The sequence below is a fragment of the Novosphingobium olei genome (assembly GCF_012927405.1).
Lineage (GTDB): Bacteria > Pseudomonadota > Alphaproteobacteria > Sphingomonadales > Sphingomonadaceae > Novosphingobium > Novosphingobium olei.
The window spans coordinates 1-22985 of the sequence record NZ_JABBGM010000007.1 but is presented as its reverse complement, the minus strand read 5'-3'; the positions used below and the strand labels follow the sequence as shown (position 1 = coordinate 22985).

Below are 22985 nucleotides of genomic sequence, written 5' to 3'. Positions count from 1 at the left end.
GCGGCGGAGATGCTCGAGGTCTTCACGGTCGGGGGCGGCGACTACCTCGTCAACACCTTCAACGCGATCGCCGCCTGGACCGGCTCGGGCGGGTTCAAGTCGCTGATCCGCGTCGTCATGGTGATGGGGCTGATCTACGCGCTCCTCATTACCGCGATGGACCTCGACTGGCGCGCGTGGTTTCGCTGGTTCATCCAGTCGACGCTGATCTACACCGTGTTGATGGTCCCGACGGTGACGGTGAAGGTCACCGACCGTGTCAATCCCGGGCTTGCGCCCGCCACGGTCGCCAACGTGCCGATCGGGCTCGCAGCCATGGCCTCGTTCACCAGCCAGATCAGCGACTACCTGACCCGCACGGCCGAGACAGTCTTCGTCATGCCTGCTGCGCTCAATTACTCGACCGGCGGCTTCGTTTACGGCGCGCGGATGTGGGACAAGGCGCGCGGGTTCGAGATCCGTGATCCCGTGTTCAAGGCCAACCTCGACGGCTACCTCAAGCAGTGCGCCTATTACGACATCCTGCTTGGCACCAAGAGCCTCAAGCTGCTGAGCGAAGCGCCCGACCTCTGGGCCGAACTCGGGGTCAATGCCGCAACCAACCGCGGCATGAAGTACCTGACCGATACCGGCACCGGCACGGTCGATATCGAGGGCAAGACCTGTGCGCAGGCCTGGACGCTGATCAACAACCAGTGGGACAACCAGATCAACGCCTATGCGCTGCCATTTGCGCATACGATGTACCCCAAGCTCACCGAGGCCGCGGCAGGGGCAAAGCTCGCCGCCGACGTGCCGGCGGTCTCGCAATTGCTCACCGGCACCGCGATGACGCGTAACCAGTTCTTCAAGCAGAAGAGCATGGTCGACGCTTTCGAGGCCGCCCAGCTCGACTTCGGCAATGCCGATGCCGATTCCTTCGCGCTCCAGCGCGCGGACACCCAGACCCGCAACGCGATGACGACGGCAGCCGAGCAGGGGCTCATCTGGATTCCGGTGCTTGGCGTGGTCCTGACCGTGGTCTTTTACGCTCTGTTCCCGATCGTCTTCCCGCTGCTGTTGTTCCCGCGCACCGGCATCGCGACCCTGAAGGGCTACTTCTCGGGCTTCTTCTACCTCTCGGCCTGGGGACCGATCTACGTTCTCATCCACTCGTTCATCATGGACCGCCTGGCCTCCCAGACCGCAGCGGTTTCAGCAGGCAGCGTGAACCTCGCCAACTGGGCGGGAATCGATGCGGTTAATCAGGACATCGCCACGATGGCGGGGTTCCTGATGCTCTCCGTGCCGATGCTCGCGCTGATGGTCATGCGCGGCACCATGTCGGTCGCCAACAACCTTGGCTCGATGCTCGCCCCGGTCCAGGCTGGCTCGGATGCCGCGGCGATCGAGCGGACCACCGGCAACTATGCCTATGGCGATGTCAGCTATGGCAATCTCAACGCGGACAATCGGCAGATGTCGCAGTGGAATCAGGCCCCCAACCTCCTGGCAGGCGCGGGCCACTCGGGCTTCCGCGAAGCGGACGGGCGCATGTTCAACGAATATGGCTCGGGCCATTCGGTGATCGACACCAATGCGGCGATGTCCCAGTTGCCCTTCAAGCCCACCATGACGCGGGGCTATGCGACGGACCTCAGATCCCAGGGCCAATGGTATCTCAACGAGGCCGACAAGATCGAGAACGGCACCTCGAGCAGCTGGACCAGCTCGAAGGGCCAGTTCGGCAGCGCGGTCACCGCGACCAGCGACGTGACAGGAGCCCGGCGCGAAAGCGGATCGCGCGCATCGGACACTCACAATGTCGGCGGCAACGTCGTCGTCGAACAGGCCAAGGGCAGCTCGACCCGTGATGTCACGAACAATGATCTTATCCTGCGCGAGGGCAATTCACGTTCGTCCGGTGATTTTGCGAGCCGCACTTTTGGCTCGTCCGCGAGCCTTACTGGATCTGGAACGCTGGGAACGCCTGGCAAAGACATTGCGGGAAGTGGCGCCTCAGCAACGCTGCAGGGCTCCATTTTCGGTCGGAAAGAGGTGGGCGACGATGCTCGTGCCGGCACCGAGCGTTCAGCAACGAACCAGACCACGCGCGGCACCGACAAATCCGACGAGACGAGCGATCGCATGGTGGTCAGCGGGTCGAGCGGCGATATCCAGTCTTCGGGCACCTACAGCCAGAGCTCGGACTACACTGACCATAGCCGCTCGCACACCACCACCGATGGAAGTGATTGGCGTGTCGCTGAGGCCGAGGAACGGCGCGCCGCTGCTGCTCGCTATCGCGAGATAGGCAGCCGAATGATGTCCGAAGCGAGCTACGCCGAAAGCCACGGCTTCCAGATTTCGAGCGATATGTCGAACCTGATCCAGGACCGCTATGAGGCCCTGCAGCGCGAACACCCCGAGTGGCACTTGCCCGATCTTTCCAATCCGCGGCTCGACTATCGGGATGTGACGCGGCGCGACCAGGCCATCACATATATCATGGACGACCTGATGGGCGACTTGCGCGCTCACCGGATCGACGAGCTCAGCGACATCGCCGGGATCGCAGGCAATGGATCGCTGGGGACCAATACCGATCTCGGCATGCCGCAAACCCCTTCGCTTCCATCCCCCCGCGCAGAGGGGCTGGTGCCTTCGCCGCTCGAAGGCGGCACACTGCTTGCGGTGCCCAATGGTCCGGTCGATGGCGCCGCGCTAGAGCGATTTTCGATCAGTCTGGATCATATCCGCATGAACTGAAGTAGTTGGCGCATTCGGCGGGCCGGAAGATGTCGACGAGCTTGCCGATGAGGTCCCACAGGCCGCTGACGGTTCGTTCGCCTGCTTTTCGGAGCATGGCCTTGAGCCGGGAGAAGGCCTTCTCGATCGGGTTGAAGTCGGGGCTGTAGGGCGGGAGGAAGCGCAGTGTTGCTCCTGCCGCCTCGATCCGGTCGCGGACTGCGGGGCGCTTGTGGCTCGACAGGTTGTCCATGATGACGACGTCACCGGGCCGCAGTTCGGGCACGAGAACCTGCGCCACGTAGGCTTCGAACCAGTCACCGTTGATCGGCCCGTCCAGCACCATCGGCGCGACCATGCCGGTCATCCGCAGGCCTGCAACCAGCGTGGTGGTCTTGCGATGACCATGTGGGTAGCCCATCCGCAGCCGCTCACCCTTGGCGCAACGGCCATGGCTGCGGGTCATGTTGGTGGCGGTCCACGTCTCGTCGATAAAGACCAGGCGCTCGGGTTCCAGATCGATCTGGCCGTCGAACCAGTGGTGACGCTGCTTCAGGACGTCGGGACGGTCCTGCTCGACAGCATGGCCAGTCTTTTTTTGCGCGTCATGCCCCGGCGCACGAAGAAGCGATGCAGCCCGGCAACCGAGACGGTCAGGCCAACCTCAGCCAAGGCGATGCGCAACTCCTCCAGCGAGATGTCCTTGCGCGCCTCCCAAAGTGCCAGAATGTCGGCAGATCGCTCCTCCACCCGGCGCGAGCGCATGTCGCCACCTTGAGGCCTGGGAGCAAAGTCACCGGTGGCACGCCGCTGCGCATGCCACCGGATCGCCGTCGAAGGGGCGACGCCAAACCGCGCTGCCGCCGCTCGGCAACTCAGCCCACCGTCAACCGCAGCCAGAAGCCGGACCCGCAAATCCATCGAAAGACCGTGACCCATCCATGCCGGCCTCCTTCACCAGCATGGATTCTGAATCAGAAATCTCAGCCGACGGGAATCCCATGCCGACTCAAAGCGGTCGAAAACCGCTCTAGCGCGCGACCTTGGCATCAAGGTCAAGCCGGGGGCAAGGCTTGGGCATATGGATGGGGACCTGGTTGCCGCGATGGGGGCGGTGGCTGAGGAAGCCCGCTCGCTCGGTCTGCCAACCCCGGTGGTGACCTCGGGAAATGACAGCACCCAGCACATGGCCGGGTCGGCACATTATGACGACCGCGCCCTGGATTTTAGAGGCAACAACATCTCCGACGAGCAGGGCGAACGCTTGGCATCACAGGTCCGGTCACGGCTTGGCGACGGATATGCTGTTCAGTTCGAACGCTTCCCGGACAAGCCCGAGCGCGACCACCTGCATGTCGCTCGGAGGCGGACTTGATCGCTTAGCCAAGCATATGGGTCTGCCATGCGAAGAAGCCGACAAACGCGATCATCATCAAAGCCAAGATAACTCTGAGATGCGGAATGCCGCCATTCTCAGACGTTGGAGTCTTGGGAAAAGCAATGCCTGTCACAGGGTCGCAGTCGGCCCCGCGACAAGAGATTGGCATTCCATCCAGTCCGTAGCGATCATGGTCCATCGAGGGTCTCCTCGCCCTGGCCATGATTACCCCAAACAGACTGGATTTTCAATCATGTGCCAGCAACAGGTCGAGCCCTCCGCACAAGCCTAGAACCCCCTTTCCTCGCAGCGCTGCGGCGCTGGAGGTCAGGTCCCTTTGCTCGGATAGCTCTCAATCCTTGCCGTGCCGGCGCGACGGATCTGCGTGGCGGCTTCCTCGACATGGAACGAGACCGCATCACGCGCGCGCAGGGTATCGCCCGCCTTCATGTAGGCGACCAGACGGTCGTGCTCGACCAAGGAACTGCGCGCTTCGTCGAGCTGGAAGTAGTTGGCGCCTGCAATCCACACCGCCGGCGGAACCGCCTTGCCATAAGCCGCAAGCGCCGCCCGATTACCGCTCAGACGGACGAGTTCGAGGTGCCACTGATAATCGATGTAGGCCCCTTGGAGCAGGTTTGCCGCATCCATGTCGTCATAGGCCTTGAGCGCCGAATTCAGCGCCTCGAGATGGCTGAAATCCGTCTTTCCGTGACAAGCGGCTACCTCGGCTGCCGCCAAGGCCTGGATCGCACCGGCCAGAGCCAGGTGCTCGGAGATCCGGTCAACGCTCCAGTCGATGATGGTGTAGCGGCCATGGTCACGCGCAATGAGGCCAAGATCGGTGAGTTCAAGTGCCAGGCGCTCTGCCTCGGCGGGATCGCGACCCTGAAGGCCGGGAATATCGACCGCGCTGTCATAGCGCCGCCGCTTGCGGGGCTCGCGCAGCACGGCAAAGATCATCTGCGCCGGGCAGGCAATCGTTGTCATGACTGGCAATTTTGCTTTGGCCACTGCTGCCCCAAAAACCCGAACGACGACCAAATGGGGATAATGCGAAGCTCCCGGATTCGGAAATCAAAACGATGTTGTGCTAGGAAGTACGAAACAATGCGGTGAGCCAGAACTCACCCATGAGGGAGGTCGATTGACCAGAGCACAGTCCCTTTCTGAACTCATGTTCCTCGAATTGAGGTTCGGGGTGCTGTCTGCGCGCTACCTTCCGGGGCAGTCGATCAGCAAGGCCGAGGTTGGCGAAGTCTACGATTGCCGCCCGGCCGGGGTCGCCGAAGTGCTGAGTGCTCTAGCTCACGAAGGCTACCTGACCCGCCAGGGCCGGAGCGAATTTACCGTGCGCACCTGGGGCCGCGAAGAGGTCGAGGACCTGTTCGAGATGCGCGCCAATTTCGAAGGCCTCGCTGCGTTTCGCGCGGCTGAGCGGGCCAGCGATGCCGAGATCTCTCTGCTTGCCGCGCTCGCCGCCGAAGCCCGGGAAGCGACGCCCGAGGGTCCGGATTCACTCGAGCGCGTGGTCATCGAGAACCTCAGGTTCCACGTCGAGATCATGCGCATGTCGCGCATCCCGCAAATGCCGGAGATGGCGCGCATGGTGCTTCCCAATGCGCTTCACCGCCGGATCGTCTGGTCACAGCGCGCCGAAGATGCCGAACAGTCGTTCCGCATGCACCAGAAGATCGCGTCCGCCATCGCCGAGCGATCGGGCTCGATGGCGCGGCTGCTGATGCGCGAGGACATCTACTCGTCGCGCGAGGCGGTGTTGGCGGCGATTGAAGACCTGGCCGGGCGCGAAGCGGGCGAGGCGGCGACGATTGTCCGGTTCGCGCCGACCTTCGAGTTCGAGGGCAGGCTCTTTGGTCAGGGCACACGTGAGCCGGGCGCCGATGGCCGGACGATCCCGTTCGGAGTTCCGGCCGCCAACCTCAGATAGCCCTAGTTTGTACCTGTCTTGTCACTGTCTTCGGGCAGGCGATTTCTGTCCGACGCGAGCTGTTCGAGGACGCCCTGCATCAGGGCCGATGCCTTCAATAGCCCGGCGGCGTTCAGCACATTGAGGAAGTCCCGGGCATCTGAGGTGATCAGGTCAAGCGTGCTTCGATCGATCAGCAGTCGCTGCATTCGCATCAAGCCGCCCCCGAGCCAAAATCCAAGCAAACGATTGTTGAAACTTGGGAATCTGTCAATATTGCGCCAAGTTAAATTTGCCGAATAATGTCTCTGAAATGGTGCAATTTAGGTAGGCACCCTTATCACGCAGCGCTTCGACTACTCGAGATCACATCGGCTGCTAATTCCGCTCCCGGCCCGTCATGACGATGGATACCTGTAGAGTACAGTTTGCACGTGCGCGCCGAGCCGAGAATTCAATCAATCGCGGCGCAGAACTCGACGTCGATCCGGTCGGGCTGTACGATCTTGCCGCGCACGCTGACCTGTCCCTCCAGTCCTTCTGGCACCGATTCCTCGCCAAAATGCAGCCGCCAGGCAAGGCCGTCGGCATCGCGCAGGATCGGTCCGCGCGGTCCCGCCTCGATCGTTCCGGTTATGGTGTTGGCCGTGCGGCGGGCAGGGAGGTTCATGTGCTGGATCGGGTTCGAATTGGGTAGATTGCGTGCCGGAGCACTTGTGCGGACACGTCGGTGTCCATAGCAAACGGCCGGACAAATTCCAGCGTTGCATGTGCGTCATCGCGGCATCGCGGCCGAATGCTGGGCGACAGGCGATATTGCCGAGCGTGTCCCGCTCCTGGCCAAGGGCTTCCTAGCCTTGCGCTTTCGGTTTGTCCGAGGCTTGAGTTTGACGTCGATCTTTCCCGGGCGCGCAGCATTTTTTAGTTCCTTCAGAAATGCGGCAAGGAATGAGGGATTCCTCTGGACCCAGGCCTTCAAAATTTTGCCGAGGCCGCTGCTTGCAGGGGGAAGGGCCTTGTGTTGTGTCACCCATGCAATCATCTCTAGCTGCCGTTGTCGGCGCGAGGCGTCCCGTTCGACATAGGAAATCCCCTTCGGAATCAGGTCGGGACGGACCCGCTCGATCCGCTCCCGCACATCGGGACGGGTCTTTGAACCAAAAGGCGAGAGCCAGCCACTCAGCCGATTTCGGTCGGCCGTGCCTTGCGCAGGTGGCTCTTCGCCGCGTTCGATTAGTCCGACTATCCGCTCGATGTTCAAGTCGGTTTCATGCTTCAGCCGCATGCGCCTGTCCTGCTGCGGCTCATATTGTCCCAAGACGGCCAAGCGTGCCGCGAGATCAGGCCGAAAGTAGGGGCCAGTTGCAATCAAAGCGCGAGAAAACTGCTGCCCTTCAAAGGTCCTTTGCGACGGACGCGGTTTGCCTGCCTCGATCGCTGCGACAATGGCATCGTCCCGGTCCATCCGGTCGAGTACAACATCCGACAGAACACAGCCCCACCTGGTCGCAAGAGCAGGCGTGGCCCGGTTGAGACGGCGATGAAACATCAAATCATGGAGAGAATCCAGTTTGGTGCAGCAGCGCCGCAGAGCGTTGACCACGGCAGGCGGATAGTCTTCTGCGCGCTGGCCCTGCTCAAGCCCTTCCAGGAAACGCTCCGCGAGTTCGGCTACAACAGACTCGTCCAGTTGTTCGTCCGGCTTGAGGAAAGCGGCATCGAGCGTTGCTCGGCTGACTTCGGCATATCCGGCAACCTGGTCGAACTCGAAAAGCGGCACATGTGCGCGGGTGATTGCTTCGCCCGTCCAGGAGCCCTGCGACCAGAAGCTGCGCGGCCCGCCGCCGACGCTGCCGCTCATCGCGTTGGCAATCGCACCTGCCTCGATAATTGCCTCAGCTGTGAACTGCGCACTGGGTATGTCCGCACGAAGCGCGGCCTGTACCCCCCCGAGAAAGGCCTCGGATAACTGGCTCGCTCGGGCCCCGGCGACTGTCTTAACGTCGACCGCATAGTAATACTGACTGCGCGGCTTGCCTGGGGCCTTGCGCGTTAGCCGACCGATCTTCTGAACCGTTGCGCGCAAATTGCGCGGCGACCACGAACAATCGAAACCCAGACGCAGCCCCGGTGAATCGAACCCTTCGCGGAGCCGGAATACGACGCAAGCAACCCTGACCGAGCCGTCCTCCCTGGCAAACGCCTCTCGCGCCGCAATACCGTATTCCATTTCGGCGACGCTATTGCCGGGATCATGGATGATGGCTTCGGCGCGTTCCCCGCTCGGGAGCCGGTCGGCGATGTATTGCGCACATTCACGAGCATAGGTCTGATTGGGCAGCCAGAACATCGCGCGTTCGGACATATGTCGCTGCAGATAGACGTCGGCGAGAAGGCGGATGCGATGGCGCACAATGGTCGAAACGTCAGATGGACGCAACGAGCGGTCGAGCAACTTTTCGACCTGACCAGAAAGGTCATCATAGGCGAGCTCGGCACAATCCTGCTCAACTACGAAGCTTTGCCTCGCAAGCGACGAAAAGGCGGCCCCCGAGCTCTTTTCCAACTGTGCGACCGCGGCTCGCAATCTGAGACCGCAGTCGATCCGGACAATGTCCGTCGCATTGAGCAGTTCGAGATTGAACGCCTCCTGCATTCGCAGGACCGCAGAGCAACCCTCCCGAACTCCAAGTACCGCCTCGTTGACGTCCCAGGGAGTTGCCGAAACCCAGACGACTTTCCTTGCTGTCGCGCGGATTGCCTGAAAGGAGACATTGCTGTCCGGCCCATCGCCGCCTCCGATGTGGCATTCATCGACAAAAACCAGATCGGGCGAAGCCGTGCCCACGAGTTCCTGGAGCCGGCCTCGCCGGACTGCTTCGCGATAGGATTGCCACGTTGTGCAACGCCATGACGCGCGGTTGGAGATCACGCCAGCGGCAGCGAAGGCATCAAACTGACGGGAAGTCTGGTCAACGATATCAACGCTATGCGCAAGGTAGACCTTGGTCTCCTCTGCGCGGAGCTCGCCGATAAGCGCCATAGTAAGGGTCTTGCCCGATCCGGTGGGGGCCTCAAGATAGGCATGGCTCGAGGTTCTGAGGATCTCGGCGACCCGTGCTGCAAGGCGCGTCTGGTCAGCGCGTGGCTGCCATAACGCCTTGCGCCGCCTATTGCGGGCGACGGAGGTAGGCGGGGCATCGGCAGTAGCGAGCATTGGATCTCTCCTGGTTTGTGCGTGGCGAAGGCAGCGCCCAACCGGTCGACAATGAATGAGCGGGTCGGCGCGGCCCGGTGGGAGGTGACCCGGACCGCGCCTTCCCGATCAGGCGTAGACTGCGCGGTCGACACACTCGATGCAGTCGACTTCGCTCCCTTCGCTGACGGAATGATGATGGGCGTGCGTGTCCTCGTCCGGGCAATCCGAACAGAGGCCTTGCACTTCATGCTGGGCGCGCGGCACGCCGGCCTTGGCATCCCCTTTGCGCGCTTCGAGCGCTTCGCGCAGGCGCGCGAGCTTCTGCCGGACCTGCTCGGTCATGGCCTCCCTGTCGGTTGCCCGCTGCGCGGCGGCGGGGGTCGCTGCGGTCGCCGCCGGCTCCTGCGAGCTCGGATTCGCCGCGAGGGCAGGGGTGGCCGTTACCGCAAGCAACGGCAGGACGAGATAGAGAGTACACTTCATCATCATTCTCCTTGGGTTTTCAGAAAAAGCCGGTCCGCCGACCGAACGAGAGGTCGGCTTGCGATGAATCCCCGAGCGCCGACCGGCGCACGCTCAGGGTGACACCCCGCTTGCCGCGGGCGCGGAAGTGGAGATCTGATGGATCGATGTTGTTGCGCTCGGCCCAGTCCTGCGCGTCGCGCTCGCTGGCAAAGTCGCCGATTTCGTCATGCTCGTAGGCCATGGTCAGTCTCCAGGATGGGCAGCCGGGGGAGGGGTTGGCGATTGAGGAAGGGACGGGGCGGCCTCAGCGAGGAGCGCGACCACCGTTGCCGCGAGCGCGACGGCGAGCATCGCGGCGATCGCCAGGCCGCGCACCGCCGGCTCGGAAGACAAGAAAACCAGCACCGCCAGCCAGACCAGAGTTGCCTGCGCGCGATCGAACACGCGGCCCGCGGCGTCGGGAGAAAAGGCAAACCGAGCCCTCACAGGTCGAGCCCCAGCGTCTTTTCCGGGCGCATCTGCTTCACCGGCGCCTCCGCCACCTTGCCGAGCACTGCGTCGAGCTTGGCCTTGAGCTCGGGGCTCATGCGGAGTTCGGGCACCTGCCGGGTATCGATCGGGTTCACATGGCGCGGCTCAACCTCGACCTTACCGGTGACTTCGAGCGCTGAGGTCTTGTTGCCGGGCGTGCGGTCGAGTTGCTGTTTCAGGCCTTCGAGGTTGTTGGTGACGACGGTCATGTCGTCAGTGGCGCGGGTATTGAGGACGTTCTGCGTGCGCTGGGTGGCAAGGTTGCGCTGGGTCGAAGAGATGACCTCGATCGCCTGTGGCTTGGTCATGCCCTGCGCCATGTGAGCGTTGAGCGCATAGCCAAGGTCGAGACGGCGCAGCATCGGATCGCCGGGGACCAGGACAAGCTGCCGCTTGTCCGCAAGTTCGACCCGGATGCCTTCTGCTCGCGCCTCGAGCACGGTGGCGTAGGTCGACTTGGCAATGTCTCGGGACCCGTCCTTGTCACGCCAAAACACGGTTTCGCCGTCGTGGAGGCGGATCTGCTTCTCTTCATGAAGCCCGAGCCGGTCGAAGCGGTGATCGGGATTGATCCGGTCAGGATCGATGACCTTGCGCTTGCCATCGCGCTCGAGCACGACCTTGCCGTCCTTGCGCACCTCGCTCACCCGGTATTCGCCGGCCTTGAGGCCGATCTCGCGCACCTCCATCCGCGCCTCAAGCACCTGACCCACCCGGTAGGTCGAGGCGAACCGCAGCTCCTCGCGGGTGGCGTTGACGCTCTGGAGGGTCGCCAGCGGCACGCCCGCGCCGCTCAATGTCCCTTCCTTGAGCAACCCCGCCTGGACCCGAGCGTTGATCTCGGCGCGATCGTCACGCCCGGCGGTGAAGATCGCGGTCGCTTCGCGCTTGTCGGGTTCGAGCGAGAGCCACAGCTCGGCGGCGCGGGCGACATGGTCGGGCCCTGCTTCGATTACGCGGCCGTGCGCGGCAAGCAGGTCAAGTGCGAGGCCGGCATGGCCCTCGTTCGAGAGCCCCGCAACTGCGAGGAGAAGCGGCGAGTTCTTCTGGCGTATGTTCTCATCCATCCGCACGGTCGCCTGACCAGAGGCCTGCGAGACCGCGAACATCTTGCCCTGCTCGATCGCCGACAATTGCTGGCGGTCGCCCATGAACGGCGCCTTGGCGAGGTCGAGCTGCTCGGCGAGCGTCACCAGGCGCAGCATGTCGCGCGAGGAAACCATCGAGCTTTCGTCGGTGATGATGACGGTATTGGCGAGCGCAGCCTTCGCTGCCTCGTAGCGCTCGCCGCTGCCTGCAGCGGCCGCCGAGCTGTAGGTATTGAGGAACCGGGCGATGGTATAGGCTTCGATCCCCGCCTCGCGCATCTGGTCGGCCGACATGCCCTGACCGCCGCCACCGCGCAGATCAGCGACCATCTTGTTCTGGAAAGCGAGCCCGACAAGCTTCACGCCTTCCGCGTCCAGCACCTTGTCGAGTGCGCCTAGCAGGGTGGATTTGCCCGCACCGGCGACGCCCTGGACGTTGAGGAAGCGATCGCCGCCTGAGAGGATCGCCACGCCCGCCGCGAGTTGGCCTTCGTTGAGTTGCCAGGTGTCCACCCCGGCACGCTCGCGCCCAAGTTCACGCGCGGCCTCCTGCAGCCGGGTCATCGCCGCCTCGGGCGGCATGAAGGCGCGGCCCTCGCCATGACCCCGCTCGATGGTGTCAAGGATGCGTTGCTCCATGGCCAGTGCGGCCGGCGTGGTCACGAGATCGGAGTGCCCGTCGAGCCGGTCCGACTTGCCGGGGATCAGGTGCCCGTCGCGAATGAGCTCGCCAATTCGCTGGACCACTGCGCCGCCCTCGAGGCCCTTGATATGGAACCCCAGCGCGCTCGCCAGGATTGCCTGCGGCGAGAACGCTGCCTCGCGCTCGGAGAGATGACGGATCGCCGAAGCGGTGGCGTGCTGAGCCTTGATGGTGGCGGCCGACAGGAACAATGCTGCGGCCCCGCTCACGGCAAGCGGACTTGGGGTGCGCAGCGCGGCGTTGATCCGGGTCGAAACTTCGCCGATCGCGGCCGTGGCCGTCTCGCGGAAGCTCGGCCGCGCCTCGACTTCGGCGCGCGCCTTGGCTGCGGCAACAAGAGCCTTGCCGTCGAACCCGAGCTCGGCCGCGCGCTGCTGCCAGCCCTCGACCAGTGCGCCGCGATCCTCGACCGCCAGCTTGGGATCGCGGGTATAAAGCGTGATCTGCTTCTTGGTTTCGAGGCGGGTTGCCCCGACCTCGGCGATCTTCGCCTCGATCTCGGTGGTGCGGGTCGAGAAGGCCTTGATCACCTCGGCGGGCACGCCCTTGATCTCGAACGACCCGTGTTTGCCGGCAGCCTCGGTTTCGTAGCCGAGCTTCTGCAACTGGGCGCGGAAGGCGGCGTGGTAGAACTGGCCGATCGTGGTGTTGTTCTTCCAGATCTCGCCGTTCCACAGCGCCTTCCAGGTGCCCTTGGGATCGCGAGTCAGATTGGCGACGACGGCGTGGATATGCCCCTGCGGATCGAGCGCGCGGCTCGTATCGTGGGCGAACAGGGCATAGACGAGGTTACCGGTCTTCTGGGGTTCGCCGCTGCGGCTGCGCTCATAGTTGCGGCTCTCGGCGAACTGCTTTTCGACAAGCTGCGACATGGTCGATTTGACCGCCGCCAGGTGCGCATCGATGATCCGCCGGTCGCCGCTGACCAGCGCCAGGATCGAGGCAGACTTGGGCATCGAGAAGGTGAGATCGAGACCCAGGCGCCGACCTTCGACCTGCCCGACCATCTCGCCGTCGGGCAGCCGCCCATTGAGCACGCCCTCGAACGCATCGCGCTCGACCTGCCCCTCAAGCCCCAGCGCGCGCGCACCTTCGCCGCCCCAGACCCCCGCTTCCGCGTGCTCATCGGCCGAGTAGTAGTTGTCGTTGGCGAAGTAGTCGGCAGCGCCGCTCGACGACCGGACGGAGGCGATCGAGTGCATGGCCTAGAGCTCCGGTCCGTCGTCACGGGAATGCGATTGGTCCTCGATCCCCTTGGCGGTCTTCGCGCCGCGCTCAGATTCCTTGTCGGGGATGGCGGGGTCATTGAGTTCGCGGGACCCGACGGTGCGCTGCGCGGCAGGCTTGGACGCGGAACTCTTTTCAGCCTTCTGACTCGGGTCCTGCTCGCGGCTATTGGTGCGTTCGTTCTGAGGCGCTTGCTCCAGACGAAATGCCATCTGCTTGCCGACACTGGGATCAGGATTTGGTCCATCGGGCATGATTTCCGGCGCATTGGCGTCGGGCTCGAGCGCCGGTGACAACGGCACTGCGGGGTCGCGCCCAAGGTCTTCGCCGCGCGGCTCCAGTTCCGGTTCGCCGCTGCGGTCCCGGCCGCCGGTCTCGGCGACTTCATCGTCACCCTTGGGCATGGAGATGAACTCGATAGGCTCGACGTTCTCGCGCAGAATGTAGCCCTCTGCGACCTTGGGGTAGTCCTTGTAGGTGAGCCTGATCCGCGCCGCATCGAACCCTTCCGGAAAGACCAGGAACCCGCGCAGCGAAGGCAGGCGCATGATGTCATCGGGGATCACCAGCGGCTGCACTTCCGAGCGCGGGGTAATGGTCGCGGCGTCGCGGATGTTGGAATAGCCGTAGCTGTAGGCCTCATCCATCATCCGCACTTCGCGGTGACCAATGTAGTCCGAGCAGTGCTCGGCGGTGTCGCGATCGGCCGCTGCCAGGATCAGCTTGGTGCGGGCCAGCGAGGCAAGGTTCTGCGCGCCTTCCTTGCCATAGGTCTCGGCTAGCTTGGCGAAGGAATGGATGCCGAGCACGAAGGCGCCGCCAAAGCCGCGCGCAGTCTGCAAGCCGTCTTCGATCGCTGGCAGGCGGTGCAGCGCATGGACTTCGTCGAAGAAGAACCAGGTGCGCAATGACCGGGTGCGCGGCAGCCGCATCAGGGTATGCACCGCAAGGTTCATCCACAGCGACAAGAGCGCCCGGTTGAGCACCAGTTCGTTATGCGAAGAGGTAATGAACAGGATCGAGCCCGGCTTGTCCTGGTGGCGAATCCAGTCGCAAATCGAGAAGGGTTCCTTGCCTTCGGGAATAAACAACAAGGCCTGGGCATTGGTGTTGAGAACTGCACGGACAGACTCGGCCATGCGCGCCGCGACTGGCGCGGTCAGCGGCTCGGCAATGGTATTGCGAAGCAGTTCGTGGACCTCTTCAAGGTCGGCCATCATCAGCCGGTAGGCGAGTGCGGCGTTGGTCGCCTGGCCGAGCTTCATGAGCTGGACGCAGGTCTGCACAAACAATGTCCTTGCTCCCAGCATCCAGAAGGGGTCCGAGCCGCCGCCGTCGGTCGGCAAGATGGCTGATGCGATCGCGGTGAAGTCGGCGTAGTTCTTGCCCTCGTCGAACAGCGACCAGCTCGGGCAGCGCTCGTCCATCGGGTTGAGGATCGTGTCGGTCTCGGGGTTATAGAACGCCTCGACGTAGGCCCCGGTAAGATCGAACACGACCGCCCGATCCTGGCGCACGCGCATCTGCGCGATCATGTCCCGCATCTGCGTGGTCTTGCCGGTCCCGGTCGACCCGATCATGATCGTGTGAGCCTGTTCGCTCCGCCACGGAAACGATACGCCGGCGATGTTGTAGACGTGGTGGATGCCGGCGGCCTTGCGCTCGGCAAAGCTCATTTTCATGACGTCGTCCATGGTCTTGCCGGGCATCCGTTCGGCAATCTCCTGGGCAAGCGCGGCGCTGTTGTGCTGGTTGATCACGGCGGCAAGCTCCTTGGCGTCGACCAGCATCGCGCCGCGCTGGTGGCGTTCTTCGAGGATCGCCTTGCCGCGCTTGCGCGAGAGGTCGATGAACCAGACCGAAAGCGGCACCGCGACGAACAGCGAGATGAACAGCGAACCCCAAATTGCGCGCATCAGCTTGTTCCAGGCGATGACGACATCAGGGTGGCTGGCGATCATCGAAACGGGGGCAGGGATCACGCGGCCGGAGGGCAAGGTTAGGTTGAGGATCTTGCGCGGGCTGAACTCCATGAAGCTCCATCCCTCCGCATAGATCCGCATCAGGATCATCTGCACTTCATGCTCGTGAAGCAGCAGCGCGAGGACGATCGAGAGCGCGATCAGGAACGTGAAGAACCACACCAGCAGCGGCATCTTCGCCGAGGAAAACCACATCAGGAATTCGTGCGTGATGAGCTGCGAGCCGCGAGTGAAATTGCCCGCGTTGCGCGGCATGTTCCCGCGCGCCGAATGGTGCTTGAGCTGGCCGGGGCGGGCCTGATCGGACCAGGTGTCAGGACGACGCATAGAGCGCCTCCACGCGGCGGTCGGCTTCCGCCATCAGGGCTTCATGCGCATCGGGAAACTGGCGCTGGATCAGGAGATCGATGCCGAGGAACAGATACTCGGATGAGAACTGCCGACGCCGCTCGGTTTCGGTGCTGCCGGCGAAGGCTTCGAGGTACAGGGTGAGCGCGTCGCGCAGAATGATCGAGGGCGTCAGGCCGCGCGCAGCCTGAACCTTCTCGACGCCATTTGCGAGGTCGCGCGGTATCCGAACCGTGAGCCGGACTTCATCTGCCATAACCAGACCCTCATCAGGGCCTGGTGGGAATTGCGCAGCGCCGTTTTAGGCTATGCGGGTCTCATTGGCAATGCCGAGGGTGTCAGCGGGCCATGTCAGACAGGGTCTGACGCAGGAATGACGGTATTCTGCGGGGTTTGGAGGATGTCAGACCCCGTCGGACATTTGCTCTTGGCCCAAACCCACGCATTTCCGTCATTTTCCAGACGGTCCTGCCGTGTACGGTCTGCACCTCTTCCCCTTGATCCTGTAGCGTTGATGGCTCGCGGGTTTTGGTGATTTTGCCCGAATCCGGGTGGGCCTTTCACGGCCTGCCAACGGTAGCCTGGGCCGCAGGATTGCACGCAGTCTGCAGATCCGACCGGGGCGATACAGGGCAGGGGGCTTGCCAAGCTGGCCAGGATGACGATCCTCGCGCGCGGGAGGTTTCAGCACCAACCCAAGAGGTACAATCATGGCCAGGAAAGGAAGTCTCGAAGCGGAACGAGCAGCGATCGCGAAGGAGCGTCAAGCGTTGGAAACGCGCGAGGCGAAACTGCGTGACAGCGAGCGGGCGGCAAGCGTTGAACTGATGCAGAAATCGGTTCTCGGCAAGGCGCCGTTCGAGAGGGTCGAAGGCTTCTTCGCCGCTCTCGCAAAGCTCGGTCTGGACGAAGCCGAGAAACGCCTTCGGGCAAGCTGAAACCGGCCTTGCAAAAGGCCAGCGCAGCCGGGGTTCGATGCCCCGGCTGCGCTTTATCTGGACACGCAAAAAAGGGGGGCCGGAGAGCCCCTCAGCGGAGCCCTCCGGCGCTGCGAACTTTGGTCATTTCAGAACGGGCAATCCGCGTCCCATTCGGGATCCATCACCACGCTCATGAAGCTTGCGGCGCGGGCGATGTTCGCCTCGTCGAAGTCGTCAGCCATCATGCCGGGGACGGAATGGACGATCCGGTCGATCAGGTCCTGGGGCAGGGCGTTGTAATCGCCTTCGTCGATGGCGAGGAAGCAGCCGAACTCGTCCTCGATGACGTGCTGGTCGAAGAAGCTGTGCTGGGCCCTGATGCTGGCGGCGCGTACTGCGGCGTCATAGCTGATGGGGTCGAAAGCCGGGATGTCGAGGGTCTTGGTAAGAGCGTTCATGTGAGCCTCCTGTCAAAGGAATTGAAGAGGTCTCCTCGGGGATGGCCGAGCTTGGTCCGGGTCAGGAACGGGTCGCCCGCGGCCCGCCGCGCAGCGGGGGTGGGGGTGCCGATTTTTTCGCCTTCTTCAGGCGTAAAAATTGGGGGAACTGCCCTTCTTGACGCGGGCCAATGGCGGCCATCATGCTTGGCAAGTCTGCGAGAGTGTTTAACCCTGTTGGTCAGCGCCCCGGTCGCCCCAAACACGGGTGTTGCCTGCCCGGCCGATGCGAAGGCTTCGCGCCCCTGCCAGCAGGCCGCAAGGCCGTTACAGGCGGGGGCAAGAAGCGAGCGAGCCGGGCCATTATTTCGTGCGTCCCGATCGACAAAAAAGAAGGGCATCCGGCGGTGAGACCGGACACCCTTCTGGTTGATTGGGAAGGTGGCGCCCCCGCTCAGAACGGCGGGAGATCGTCGCCATTGGCAACCCGCTTCATCGCTAGGCGTTCAGCCTGCGCCGGGTCCTTGGCGCGCTGCGCCGGAGGCTCGTGCTGGGCCGATGCGTCGCGCACGATATGCAGGGGGATGCGGGCCTCACGCAGCCGGTCGGCAAGGTTCGCCTGAATGCCGCCGCCGCTACACACCACCGCCTCGACCGGCTTGAAGGCCAGCATGCGCGCATTGCGCTGATAGGGCGCCGAAGGTCCCCGCGAGGTATCGGGCTTGCACAGGATCACCGGCACATTGTGGCGCGATGCCCAGGCGGCTGCGATCACGTCCGCGCCCTTGTTCTGGGCGGTGGTTGCCAGCGCCATCGACGGCACCCGTGCGTGGATCGCATCGAGGTAGTCTTCAACGAGGGCAATGTCGGTGAACTGCTGCCCGCCCGAGAACACCACGACTGGTTCTGAGGGGGCGAACTGCTCGCGCCGCTGTGCCTTCTGCGCCGCGAGATAGTCGCGCGCCTCGATCATCGAGGCGTTGGTCTTGGACGAGACCCGCGAGCCGCGCACCGGCGAGAAGGGCCGGCCGGTCTCGACGAGGTAGATGCGGGCGGCATGGTCGCGCATGCATTCCATCGCGTCGCGGCATTCGGCGAGGCTGCGGGCCTGCATGGTCAGGTCTTCAAGGTCGGTCGCATAGACCTCGCTTGGATCGTATTCGCGCAGCTTCTCCTGCAGCCGGTTGGCCATCGCATCCTCGCGGTCATCGAGGCGTTTGGCGACGACGTGGAAGCTGTTGGCGATCCCCCAGGCGACCTCGCTGGCGAAATCCTCCATCCGGGTGTCGCGGAACAGGTCGAAGACCGTTGCCAGCATCATCTCGATGGCTGATTGCGCGGTCTCGGGATCGGGCATTTCGCTGCTGCTCGGTTCGTGCTCGATCGAGAGCTTGGCAAACTCGGTCTGCTCCATGAATGCCCGGGCGTAGTCGGGTGTGGCGATTTCACGCGCATAGTGTTCGGCAAGGTCGGCGAAGTTCGAGAAACGGTCCGTCATGATAACCTCCAAAAGGAATTTTCTCTCATCACACTGATGAAAGATGCCCATCGGAGGGACGCCGGAGTCAGGCAGTCAGGGACGGCGGCGCGAACGCGCTGCCGCCGCGAACAGCGGGCGCGGGGGGAGCCGATTTTTGCTCGCAAGGCGGTTAGCCGCCGCAGGCCAAAATCGGGGGGCACCCGCGATCCTTGACGGCCGCCAATCTCCCAGGCGTCATGCTATGGCGATGCTGATTTCGCTCAGCCACCGAGATGAGAGAGAGATTACGGTTTTGCCCCCGCACCCCTCTGGGCGTTCGGGGTTAACCGCAAAACGCCACTCCTCTACGCCCCGCCTGACCATCCTGAACGAGGACGGTCATGGGCGCGCGGCGGGGCGCTCTGGCTGCGCCAATTCTGGCGCGGCCCAACACAAAGCGGACCCCTTGCCGGAGACAGTCAGTCGGCCCGTGGCCCGGTGCATCGCACGGGCGCGGGGCGGCGACGAAGGCGGAGTGCAAGAGTGCCGGCGGCCCAACGCGAGGAACTTCGCACCCGCAGGAGCGCAGCCCGCAAGGGCGCGCGGGACCGAGTGCGGCAATCTTGACGGGGCCGCTCATTCGTTAGCGCGCTGGGGGAAGGGGAATTGCTTTGAGGATAAGATGCACAGGCTCGCCAAATCTGTTTGGAATGTTAGGATACGAGGCATGTCCAAGGCGAGCCTTGCCCCCCATGATGAACTGGCCCGGCGAAACCGGGACAGGCAGCGCCTTCGTGCAATCTTGCGGGAAGGGGCACAATCTGCGCCGGGATGTCCTGCTGATCAGCGATATTTCGCGGCGCTCCGTGCGCGGGTGGCGCAGTGTGCAGATGGGCCATATCCCGGGGCCAGTGCGTAATTCGCGAAAATTCGCTCATATTGCGTCTTAAGTATCATTTTGTCGCATAAAGCGCTTCTTAAATCTCGAATCTTCAGGTATGAGGCTCCGCAAGGAGCAAACAATGTCCAGAAATTCGCTCGCGGCGCTCCCTGAAGTTTTCGTTTCGGACGCAGCGATCTCCAAAGCTGTCTATCAGGCGGTGGAGCGCGGGGAATTGCGCAAACTTGGCTCGCGCCTCTACACTCGCAATCTCGGCGAGGAACCTGAACGACTGGTGCGGCGCAACTGGTACAACCTCGTCGCCGCATATTATCCTGATGCGATCATTGCCGATCGCACAGCGCTGGAAGGAAAGCCGGCCGAGGATGGTTCGGTATTCCTGATCTCGTCGAAGCGACGCGAAACCGAGTTGCCAGGCCTTGTCTTGCGACCGAGGTCGGGCCCTGCAGCTCTCGACAGTGATCGCCCGTTCAGTGGGGTCCGGCTAGCTTCGACGGCCAGGGCCTATCTCGAAAACATGCGGCCGACGCGCGGGCGCGGTGGCCGGATATCGAGAACTGTATCCCGCGCCGAACTGGAAGAGCGGCTCGACCGGATGCTGCGCAGCCAGGGTGAGGGGGCCATCAATCGGCTGCGTGACGATGCGCGGGCGCTTGCATCGGCACTCGACTACGAGGCCGAGGCCGCCGAGCTCGACGGCCTGATCGGCTCGCTACTCGGGACTCGCGAAGCGGTGATGCAGAGCGAAATCGGCAAGGCTCGTCTGGCGGGGCATCCGTTCGACCCGGCGCGCGTCGAAATGTTCGAAGAGCTGTTCTCGGCATTGCGCGAGACCGTACCGGAGCGCCGGCCCGTACCCGCGCGTAGCGCAGAGGCGACCTCGACCCTGGCGTTTTACGAAGCCTATTTTTCGAACTTCATCGAGGGCACCGAGTTCAGCGTCGAAGAAGCCGCCGATATTGTCTTCGAGGGTGTCATACCGACCGAACGGCCCGCGGACGCGCATGACGTACTTGGCACCTTCCGAGTGGTTTCGGACCTGGTCCGCATGAAGGTTCTGCCAAGCGATTATGCGTCCTTGCGCGAATTGCTCATGGACCGACATGCCGCCGTTATGGAAGCGCGCCCTGACAAGCTGCCGGGAGCCTTCAAGCAACGCGGCAATCAAGCGGGCGCGACAGTGTTCGTCGCGCCCGATCTGGTCGAAGGTACGCTCGATCGAGGCTTCGGCTTCTTGCAGGCCCTAGGCGAACCCTTCCAACGGGCCATTTTCATGATGACGCTGGTCAGCGAAGTTCATCCCTTCGCTGACGGCAATGGCCGGATCGCGCGGATCATGATGAACGCCGAGCTGCTGGCGCATGGCGAAGAGCGCATCATCATCCCGACGGCCTATCGCACCGACTACCTGAGCGCCCTCAAGGCATTCTCGCACAATCGCCAGACAGCGCCGCTGATCCGCATGCTCGATGTCGCGCAAGCATTCACGCACGCCGTTGACTGGAGCACCCTGGAATCGGCGCGGGCCATGCTGATGGCCAGCAACGCCTTCGATCAGGGTGAGGACGCAAAGCTTCGGCCCGTAGCCATCGGACTTGGCCGCACATGATCAGGCAGGAAGGTTGAACATGGAATTCGACGACCAGATGCGGCGCTTCTTTGGGACCGATGATCTCGGAGCGGTTTCACCCGCAGCAATGGCCAGCGGCGTCGAACGGATGCAGGTCGAGTTCGGGCTCGAGCCCGACAAGGGCCGCAGATTCGCGATGTGGTCCCTGCTCTACATGCTGGGCTCGGCACCCGACCTCGATGTTGCCTTCAAGGACGATCGCGACCGCGATGCGGCACGCACGTTCATGGACCTGCTGGACCAGGCGAATGAGGACGCAAGCGGACCGCGCTAAGGCGCTAACCGTTCAATGGAGCGTTTCGCCATCGCGATTGCGGACGGGTTCCCTGTCCGTGCAGTGAGCAAGCCACTCTATGGCACCATGGGTGCAGAACCAGTCGATCCCGAGTTCCTGAGCATACCATGCAGCTTCGCTCTCGCGGCCGGGCGAATAGGTGCCGGATCCCTCGTGCCAAAGCCCTGAGTTGGCGAGATAGTGCGGGATGTGGCGATTGGCGAGGTAGGCCTTCGCCGCCATGTCGCGCGTGTGCTCGCAGTCGCCTTGCATCCGGTAGGCAAGCAGCACGCGGGTGAATTCCATGAAGGCCGAGATTTCATCACGGTGCTTGTCGAGCAAGTCTTCCGCTGCCTGATAGGCATCCGACCGGATTAGCCATATCAGAAGGACGTAGCGCAGACCTTGATTGTCGTTCGGATTTAGGTCGAGCATCTCGTGCAAGTGGGCGATTGCGGCGATCCGCTCACCCTTGTCACAAGAATACCAGAGATCCTGAGCCAGCGCGAAACGCGCGCGCATATAAGGGCGGGTATCGAGAACCAGCCAGAAATCGCCCTTGACCTCGGCAAATCGTCGTTCGCCGACCGCGAGTTCACCGGCGCAAACCGCACGCAAAAGATATTCGCGGCGCTGCGAGTCCGAGAGATTGCGAAGCTCGGAGAGTTGCAGCCAGGCATCAGCACAAAGCGGCGACCGGGCGAGGGCCTTGCGGGCCAGCAAATTGCGACGCGTCCGGTCAGGCTCGTCCCAAGCGTCATAGGCAAACTGCTGCGCTTCGTTGATATCGTCGGAACTGCCGCCGCCGCCGCTGCTGGAAAGCTTGCGCAGTCCATCGCAATCCGGGAAGCGCTCGAGGTCGGAGCCGGATTGCTTGGACGTCATCTCAATTGCCTTCCCTCAGCGAATGACTGCGACGCTAACCCCGGCGGCGGCGGCAACGGTCCGCCACTGCTTGTCCGCAGTCAGGGCTGGGAGGCCATCGCGGCGGGCCAGTGCAAGGCAGAACCGGTCGCCGAGCGACAGGCCGGCTTCGGCCGTCGCGGCGCGCAAGCGTCCGGCGATCGTGGCAAGGCCGTGGTCCGCATCGACGATGGCCATCGGCAAGGGTTTCAGCATCGCATCGACTTCGCCCGCTGGCATGCCGGCGTGAATGAAGTGGCTGACGACTTCGGCAAAGTTGACGCTGGACATGCGAGCATCCGCGATGGCGTCGGCAACCTTGTCGGCTCCGGGCTCGTCCCGGAGCAAGGCAAGGAGCGCTGAGGCATCGAGCACCACTTCGCTCATTCGCCGGATTCCTCACGGCGGCGGGCAAGGAAGGCATCGACCGAGGCCTCGGACTTGCCGCCCGTGTACTTTTTCGCGAGCGCCTGCGCGTGAGCGATGGACTGCGCGACCGTTCGCAAGATGACGCCGTCCTCGGTTTCCTCGACCAGCAAGGCGCCGCCACCAGCGAGGCCGAGCCGCTTGCGGATATCGGCAGGCAGGCTCATCCGGCCGTTTGGCGTGATCGTCACTTGAACCGTCATGGCAGTGCTCCAGGTCGCTTGGCATGCCCCTACACGAGGCAATGTTCGGACATGAATTGCATCTTATGCCATAAAACAGAAAACGTGTCACATGCACCGCATTATGGCACGATCGTCCGGATTGATAATATATCTTATGTTAATACCGATACCATAACTGTCCATGTAAACTGTGTCCAGTGTGATGGCGAAAGGCTTGCAGTCACGGGGGTCTTTCAACAGTATCAGCGACCGTGTCCACTCCGTTCGCTACGACG

The 22985-nt window shown here is 63.1% G+C and carries 23 protein-coding genes; 6 read left to right on the top strand and 17 right to left on the bottom strand.

Features of this window, described 5'->3' with window-relative positions; all coding sequences use genetic code 11:
- Positions 1-9: 9 nt before the first annotated feature.
- Positions 10-2748, top strand: a complete 2739-nt coding sequence (locus tag HHL27_RS15090) for a conjugal transfer protein TraG N-terminal domain-containing protein (RefSeq protein ID WP_010890969.1) — start codon at positions 10-12, stop codon at positions 2746-2748.
- Here HHL27_RS15090 and HHL27_RS15085 read toward each other — a convergent pair.
- Positions 2720-3666 (bottom strand): IS630 family transposase gene (locus tag HHL27_RS15085; RefSeq protein ID WP_086000218.1). Its coding sequence is split into 2 segments (ribosomal slippage): positions 2720-3330 and positions 3330-3666, totalling 948 coding nucleotides; the frame shifts between segments, so codons are not numbered across the junction. The genes HHL27_RS15090 and HHL27_RS15085 overlap by 29 nt on opposite strands.
- A gap of 142 nt (positions 3667-3808) precedes the next feature.
- On the opposite strand from HHL27_RS15085, the gene HHL27_RS15080 reads away from it, so the two are divergent.
- Complete coding sequence (locus HHL27_RS15080) at positions 3809-4102, top strand: hypothetical protein (protein WP_049759555.1); 294 nt, start codon at positions 3809-3811, stop codon at positions 4100-4102.
- Positions 4103-4106: 4 nt separating this feature from the next.
- Here HHL27_RS15080 and HHL27_RS15075 read toward each other — a convergent pair whose 3' ends face one another.
- Together HHL27_RS15075 and HHL27_RS15070 are read right to left on the bottom strand one after the other, a co-directional pair.
- On the bottom strand, positions 4107-4304 hold the full coding sequence (locus HHL27_RS15075) for a hypothetical protein (protein ID WP_122129310.1): 198 nt from the start codon (positions 4302-4304) through the stop codon (positions 4107-4109).
- Between the two features lie 128 nt (positions 4305-4432).
- A complete protein-coding gene (locus HHL27_RS15070; protein WP_011906606.1) occupies positions 4433-5095 on the bottom strand; it encodes an FCD domain-containing protein in 663 nt (220 codons plus the stop codon).
- A 157-nt stretch (positions 5096-5252) separates the two neighbouring features.
- On the opposite strand from HHL27_RS15070, the gene HHL27_RS15065 reads away from it, so the two are divergent.
- A complete protein-coding gene (locus HHL27_RS15065) occupies positions 5253-6053 on the top strand; it encodes a GntR family transcriptional regulator (RefSeq protein ID WP_010890963.1) in 801 nt (266 codons plus the stop codon).
- A gap of 2 nt (positions 6054-6055) precedes the next feature.
- Here the strand turns inward: HHL27_RS15065 and HHL27_RS15060 are convergent, their stop codons facing one another.
- The 9 genes from HHL27_RS15060 to HHL27_RS15020 all read right to left on the bottom strand — a co-directional run bounded on the left by HHL27_RS15060 (position 6056) and on the right by HHL27_RS15020 (position 15831).
- Positions 6056-6241 carry a hypothetical protein gene (locus tag HHL27_RS15060; RefSeq protein ID WP_041551553.1) on the bottom strand — a complete coding sequence of 62 codons (186 nt, stop codon included), beginning with the start codon at positions 6239-6241 and terminating at the stop codon, positions 6056-6058.
- Positions 6242-6486: 245 nt separating this feature from the next.
- Positions 6487-6702, bottom strand: a complete 216-nt coding sequence (locus HHL27_RS15055) for a DUF5818 domain-containing protein (RefSeq protein WP_010890961.1) — start codon at positions 6700-6702, stop codon at positions 6487-6489.
- Between the two features lie 105 nt (positions 6703-6807).
- On the bottom strand, positions 6808-9249 hold the full coding sequence (locus tag HHL27_RS15050; protein WP_010890960.1) for a DEAD/DEAH box helicase: 2442 nt from the start codon (positions 9247-9249) through the stop codon (positions 6808-6810).
- A gap of 108 nt (positions 9250-9357) precedes the next feature.
- Positions 9358-9714 carry a hypothetical protein gene (locus HHL27_RS15045; RefSeq protein WP_010890959.1) on the bottom strand — a complete coding sequence of 119 codons (357 nt, stop codon included), beginning with the start codon at positions 9712-9714 and terminating at the stop codon, positions 9358-9360.
- A 19-nt stretch (positions 9715-9733) separates the two neighbouring features.
- On the bottom strand, positions 9734-9937 hold the full coding sequence (locus tag HHL27_RS15040; RefSeq protein WP_010890958.1) for a hypothetical protein: 204 nt from the start codon (positions 9935-9937) through the stop codon (positions 9734-9736).
- Between the two features lie 2 nt (positions 9938-9939).
- Entirely contained in the window at positions 9940-10140 is a 201-nt protein-coding gene (locus tag HHL27_RS15035; RefSeq protein ID WP_234007470.1) for a hypothetical protein, read from the bottom strand.
- 38 nt (positions 10141-10178) lie between these two features.
- A complete protein-coding gene (gene mobF, locus HHL27_RS15030) occupies positions 10179-13220 on the bottom strand; it encodes a MobF family relaxase (RefSeq protein WP_010890957.1) in 3042 nt (1013 codons plus the stop codon).
- A gap of 3 nt (positions 13221-13223) precedes the next feature.
- The gene (locus tag HHL27_RS15025) at positions 13224-15554 is read right to left on the bottom strand and encodes a type IV secretion system DNA-binding domain-containing protein (protein ID WP_010890956.1); all 2331 of its coding nucleotides are present in this window, start codon (positions 15552-15554) and stop codon (positions 13224-13226) included.
- Positions 15541-15831: a ribbon-helix-helix protein, CopG family gene (locus HHL27_RS15020; protein ID WP_010890955.1), complete on the bottom strand. Its 291-nt coding sequence runs from the start codon at positions 15829-15831 to the stop codon at positions 15541-15543. The genes HHL27_RS15025 and HHL27_RS15020 overlap by 14 nt, the downstream gene beginning before the upstream one ends.
- 514 nt (positions 15832-16345) lie before the next feature.
- On the opposite strand from HHL27_RS15020, the gene HHL27_RS15015 reads away from it, so the two are divergent.
- The gene (locus tag HHL27_RS15015) at positions 16346-16513 is read left to right on the top strand and encodes a hypothetical protein (protein WP_240959861.1); all 168 of its coding nucleotides are present in this window, start codon (positions 16346-16348) and stop codon (positions 16511-16513) included.
- 128 nt (positions 16514-16641) lie between these two features.
- Here HHL27_RS15015 and HHL27_RS15010 read toward each other — a convergent pair whose 3' ends face one another.
- Together HHL27_RS15010 and HHL27_RS15005 are read right to left on the bottom strand one after the other, a co-directional pair.
- Positions 16642-16953 carry a hypothetical protein gene (locus HHL27_RS15010; RefSeq protein WP_010890953.1) on the bottom strand — a complete coding sequence of 104 codons (312 nt, stop codon included), beginning with the start codon at positions 16951-16953 and terminating at the stop codon, positions 16642-16644.
- Positions 16954-17386: 433 nt separating this feature from the next.
- Positions 17387-18430 carry a DUF2493 domain-containing protein gene (locus HHL27_RS15005; protein ID WP_206069646.1) on the bottom strand — a complete coding sequence of 348 codons (1044 nt, stop codon included), beginning with the start codon at positions 18428-18430 and terminating at the stop codon, positions 17387-17389.
- A gap of 959 nt (positions 18431-19389) precedes the next feature.
- On the opposite strand from HHL27_RS15005, the gene HHL27_RS15000 reads away from it, so the two are divergent.
- Both HHL27_RS15000 and HHL27_RS14995 read left to right on the top strand, forming a co-directional pair.
- A complete protein-coding gene (locus tag HHL27_RS15000) occupies positions 19390-20901 on the top strand; it encodes a Fic family protein (RefSeq protein WP_143004972.1) in 1512 nt (503 codons plus the stop codon).
- Between the two features lie 19 nt (positions 20902-20920).
- Positions 20921-21196, top strand: a complete 276-nt coding sequence (locus tag HHL27_RS14995; RefSeq protein ID WP_010890948.1) for a hypothetical protein — start codon at positions 20921-20923, stop codon at positions 21194-21196.
- A gap of 12 nt (positions 21197-21208) precedes the next feature.
- Here HHL27_RS14995 and HHL27_RS14990 read toward each other — a convergent pair whose 3' ends face one another.
- Genes HHL27_RS14990 through HHL27_RS14980 form a run of 3 tightly spaced genes read right to left on the bottom strand, consistent with a single transcriptional unit; the run spans position 21209 to position 22728 of the window.
- The gene (locus tag HHL27_RS14990) at positions 21209-22081 is read right to left on the bottom strand and encodes a hypothetical protein (protein ID WP_010890947.1); all 873 of its coding nucleotides are present in this window, start codon (positions 22079-22081) and stop codon (positions 21209-21211) included.
- Between the two features lie 15 nt (positions 22082-22096).
- Positions 22097-22486, bottom strand: a complete 390-nt coding sequence (locus tag HHL27_RS14985; RefSeq protein WP_010890946.1) for a type II toxin-antitoxin system VapC family toxin — start codon at positions 22484-22486, stop codon at positions 22097-22099.
- Positions 22483-22728, bottom strand: a complete 246-nt coding sequence (locus tag HHL27_RS14980) for an AbrB/MazE/SpoVT family DNA-binding domain-containing protein (RefSeq protein WP_010890945.1) — start codon at positions 22726-22728, stop codon at positions 22483-22485. Before HHL27_RS14980 ends, HHL27_RS14985 begins: the two co-directional genes overlap by 4 nt.
- Positions 22729-22985: the final 257 nt, after the last annotated feature.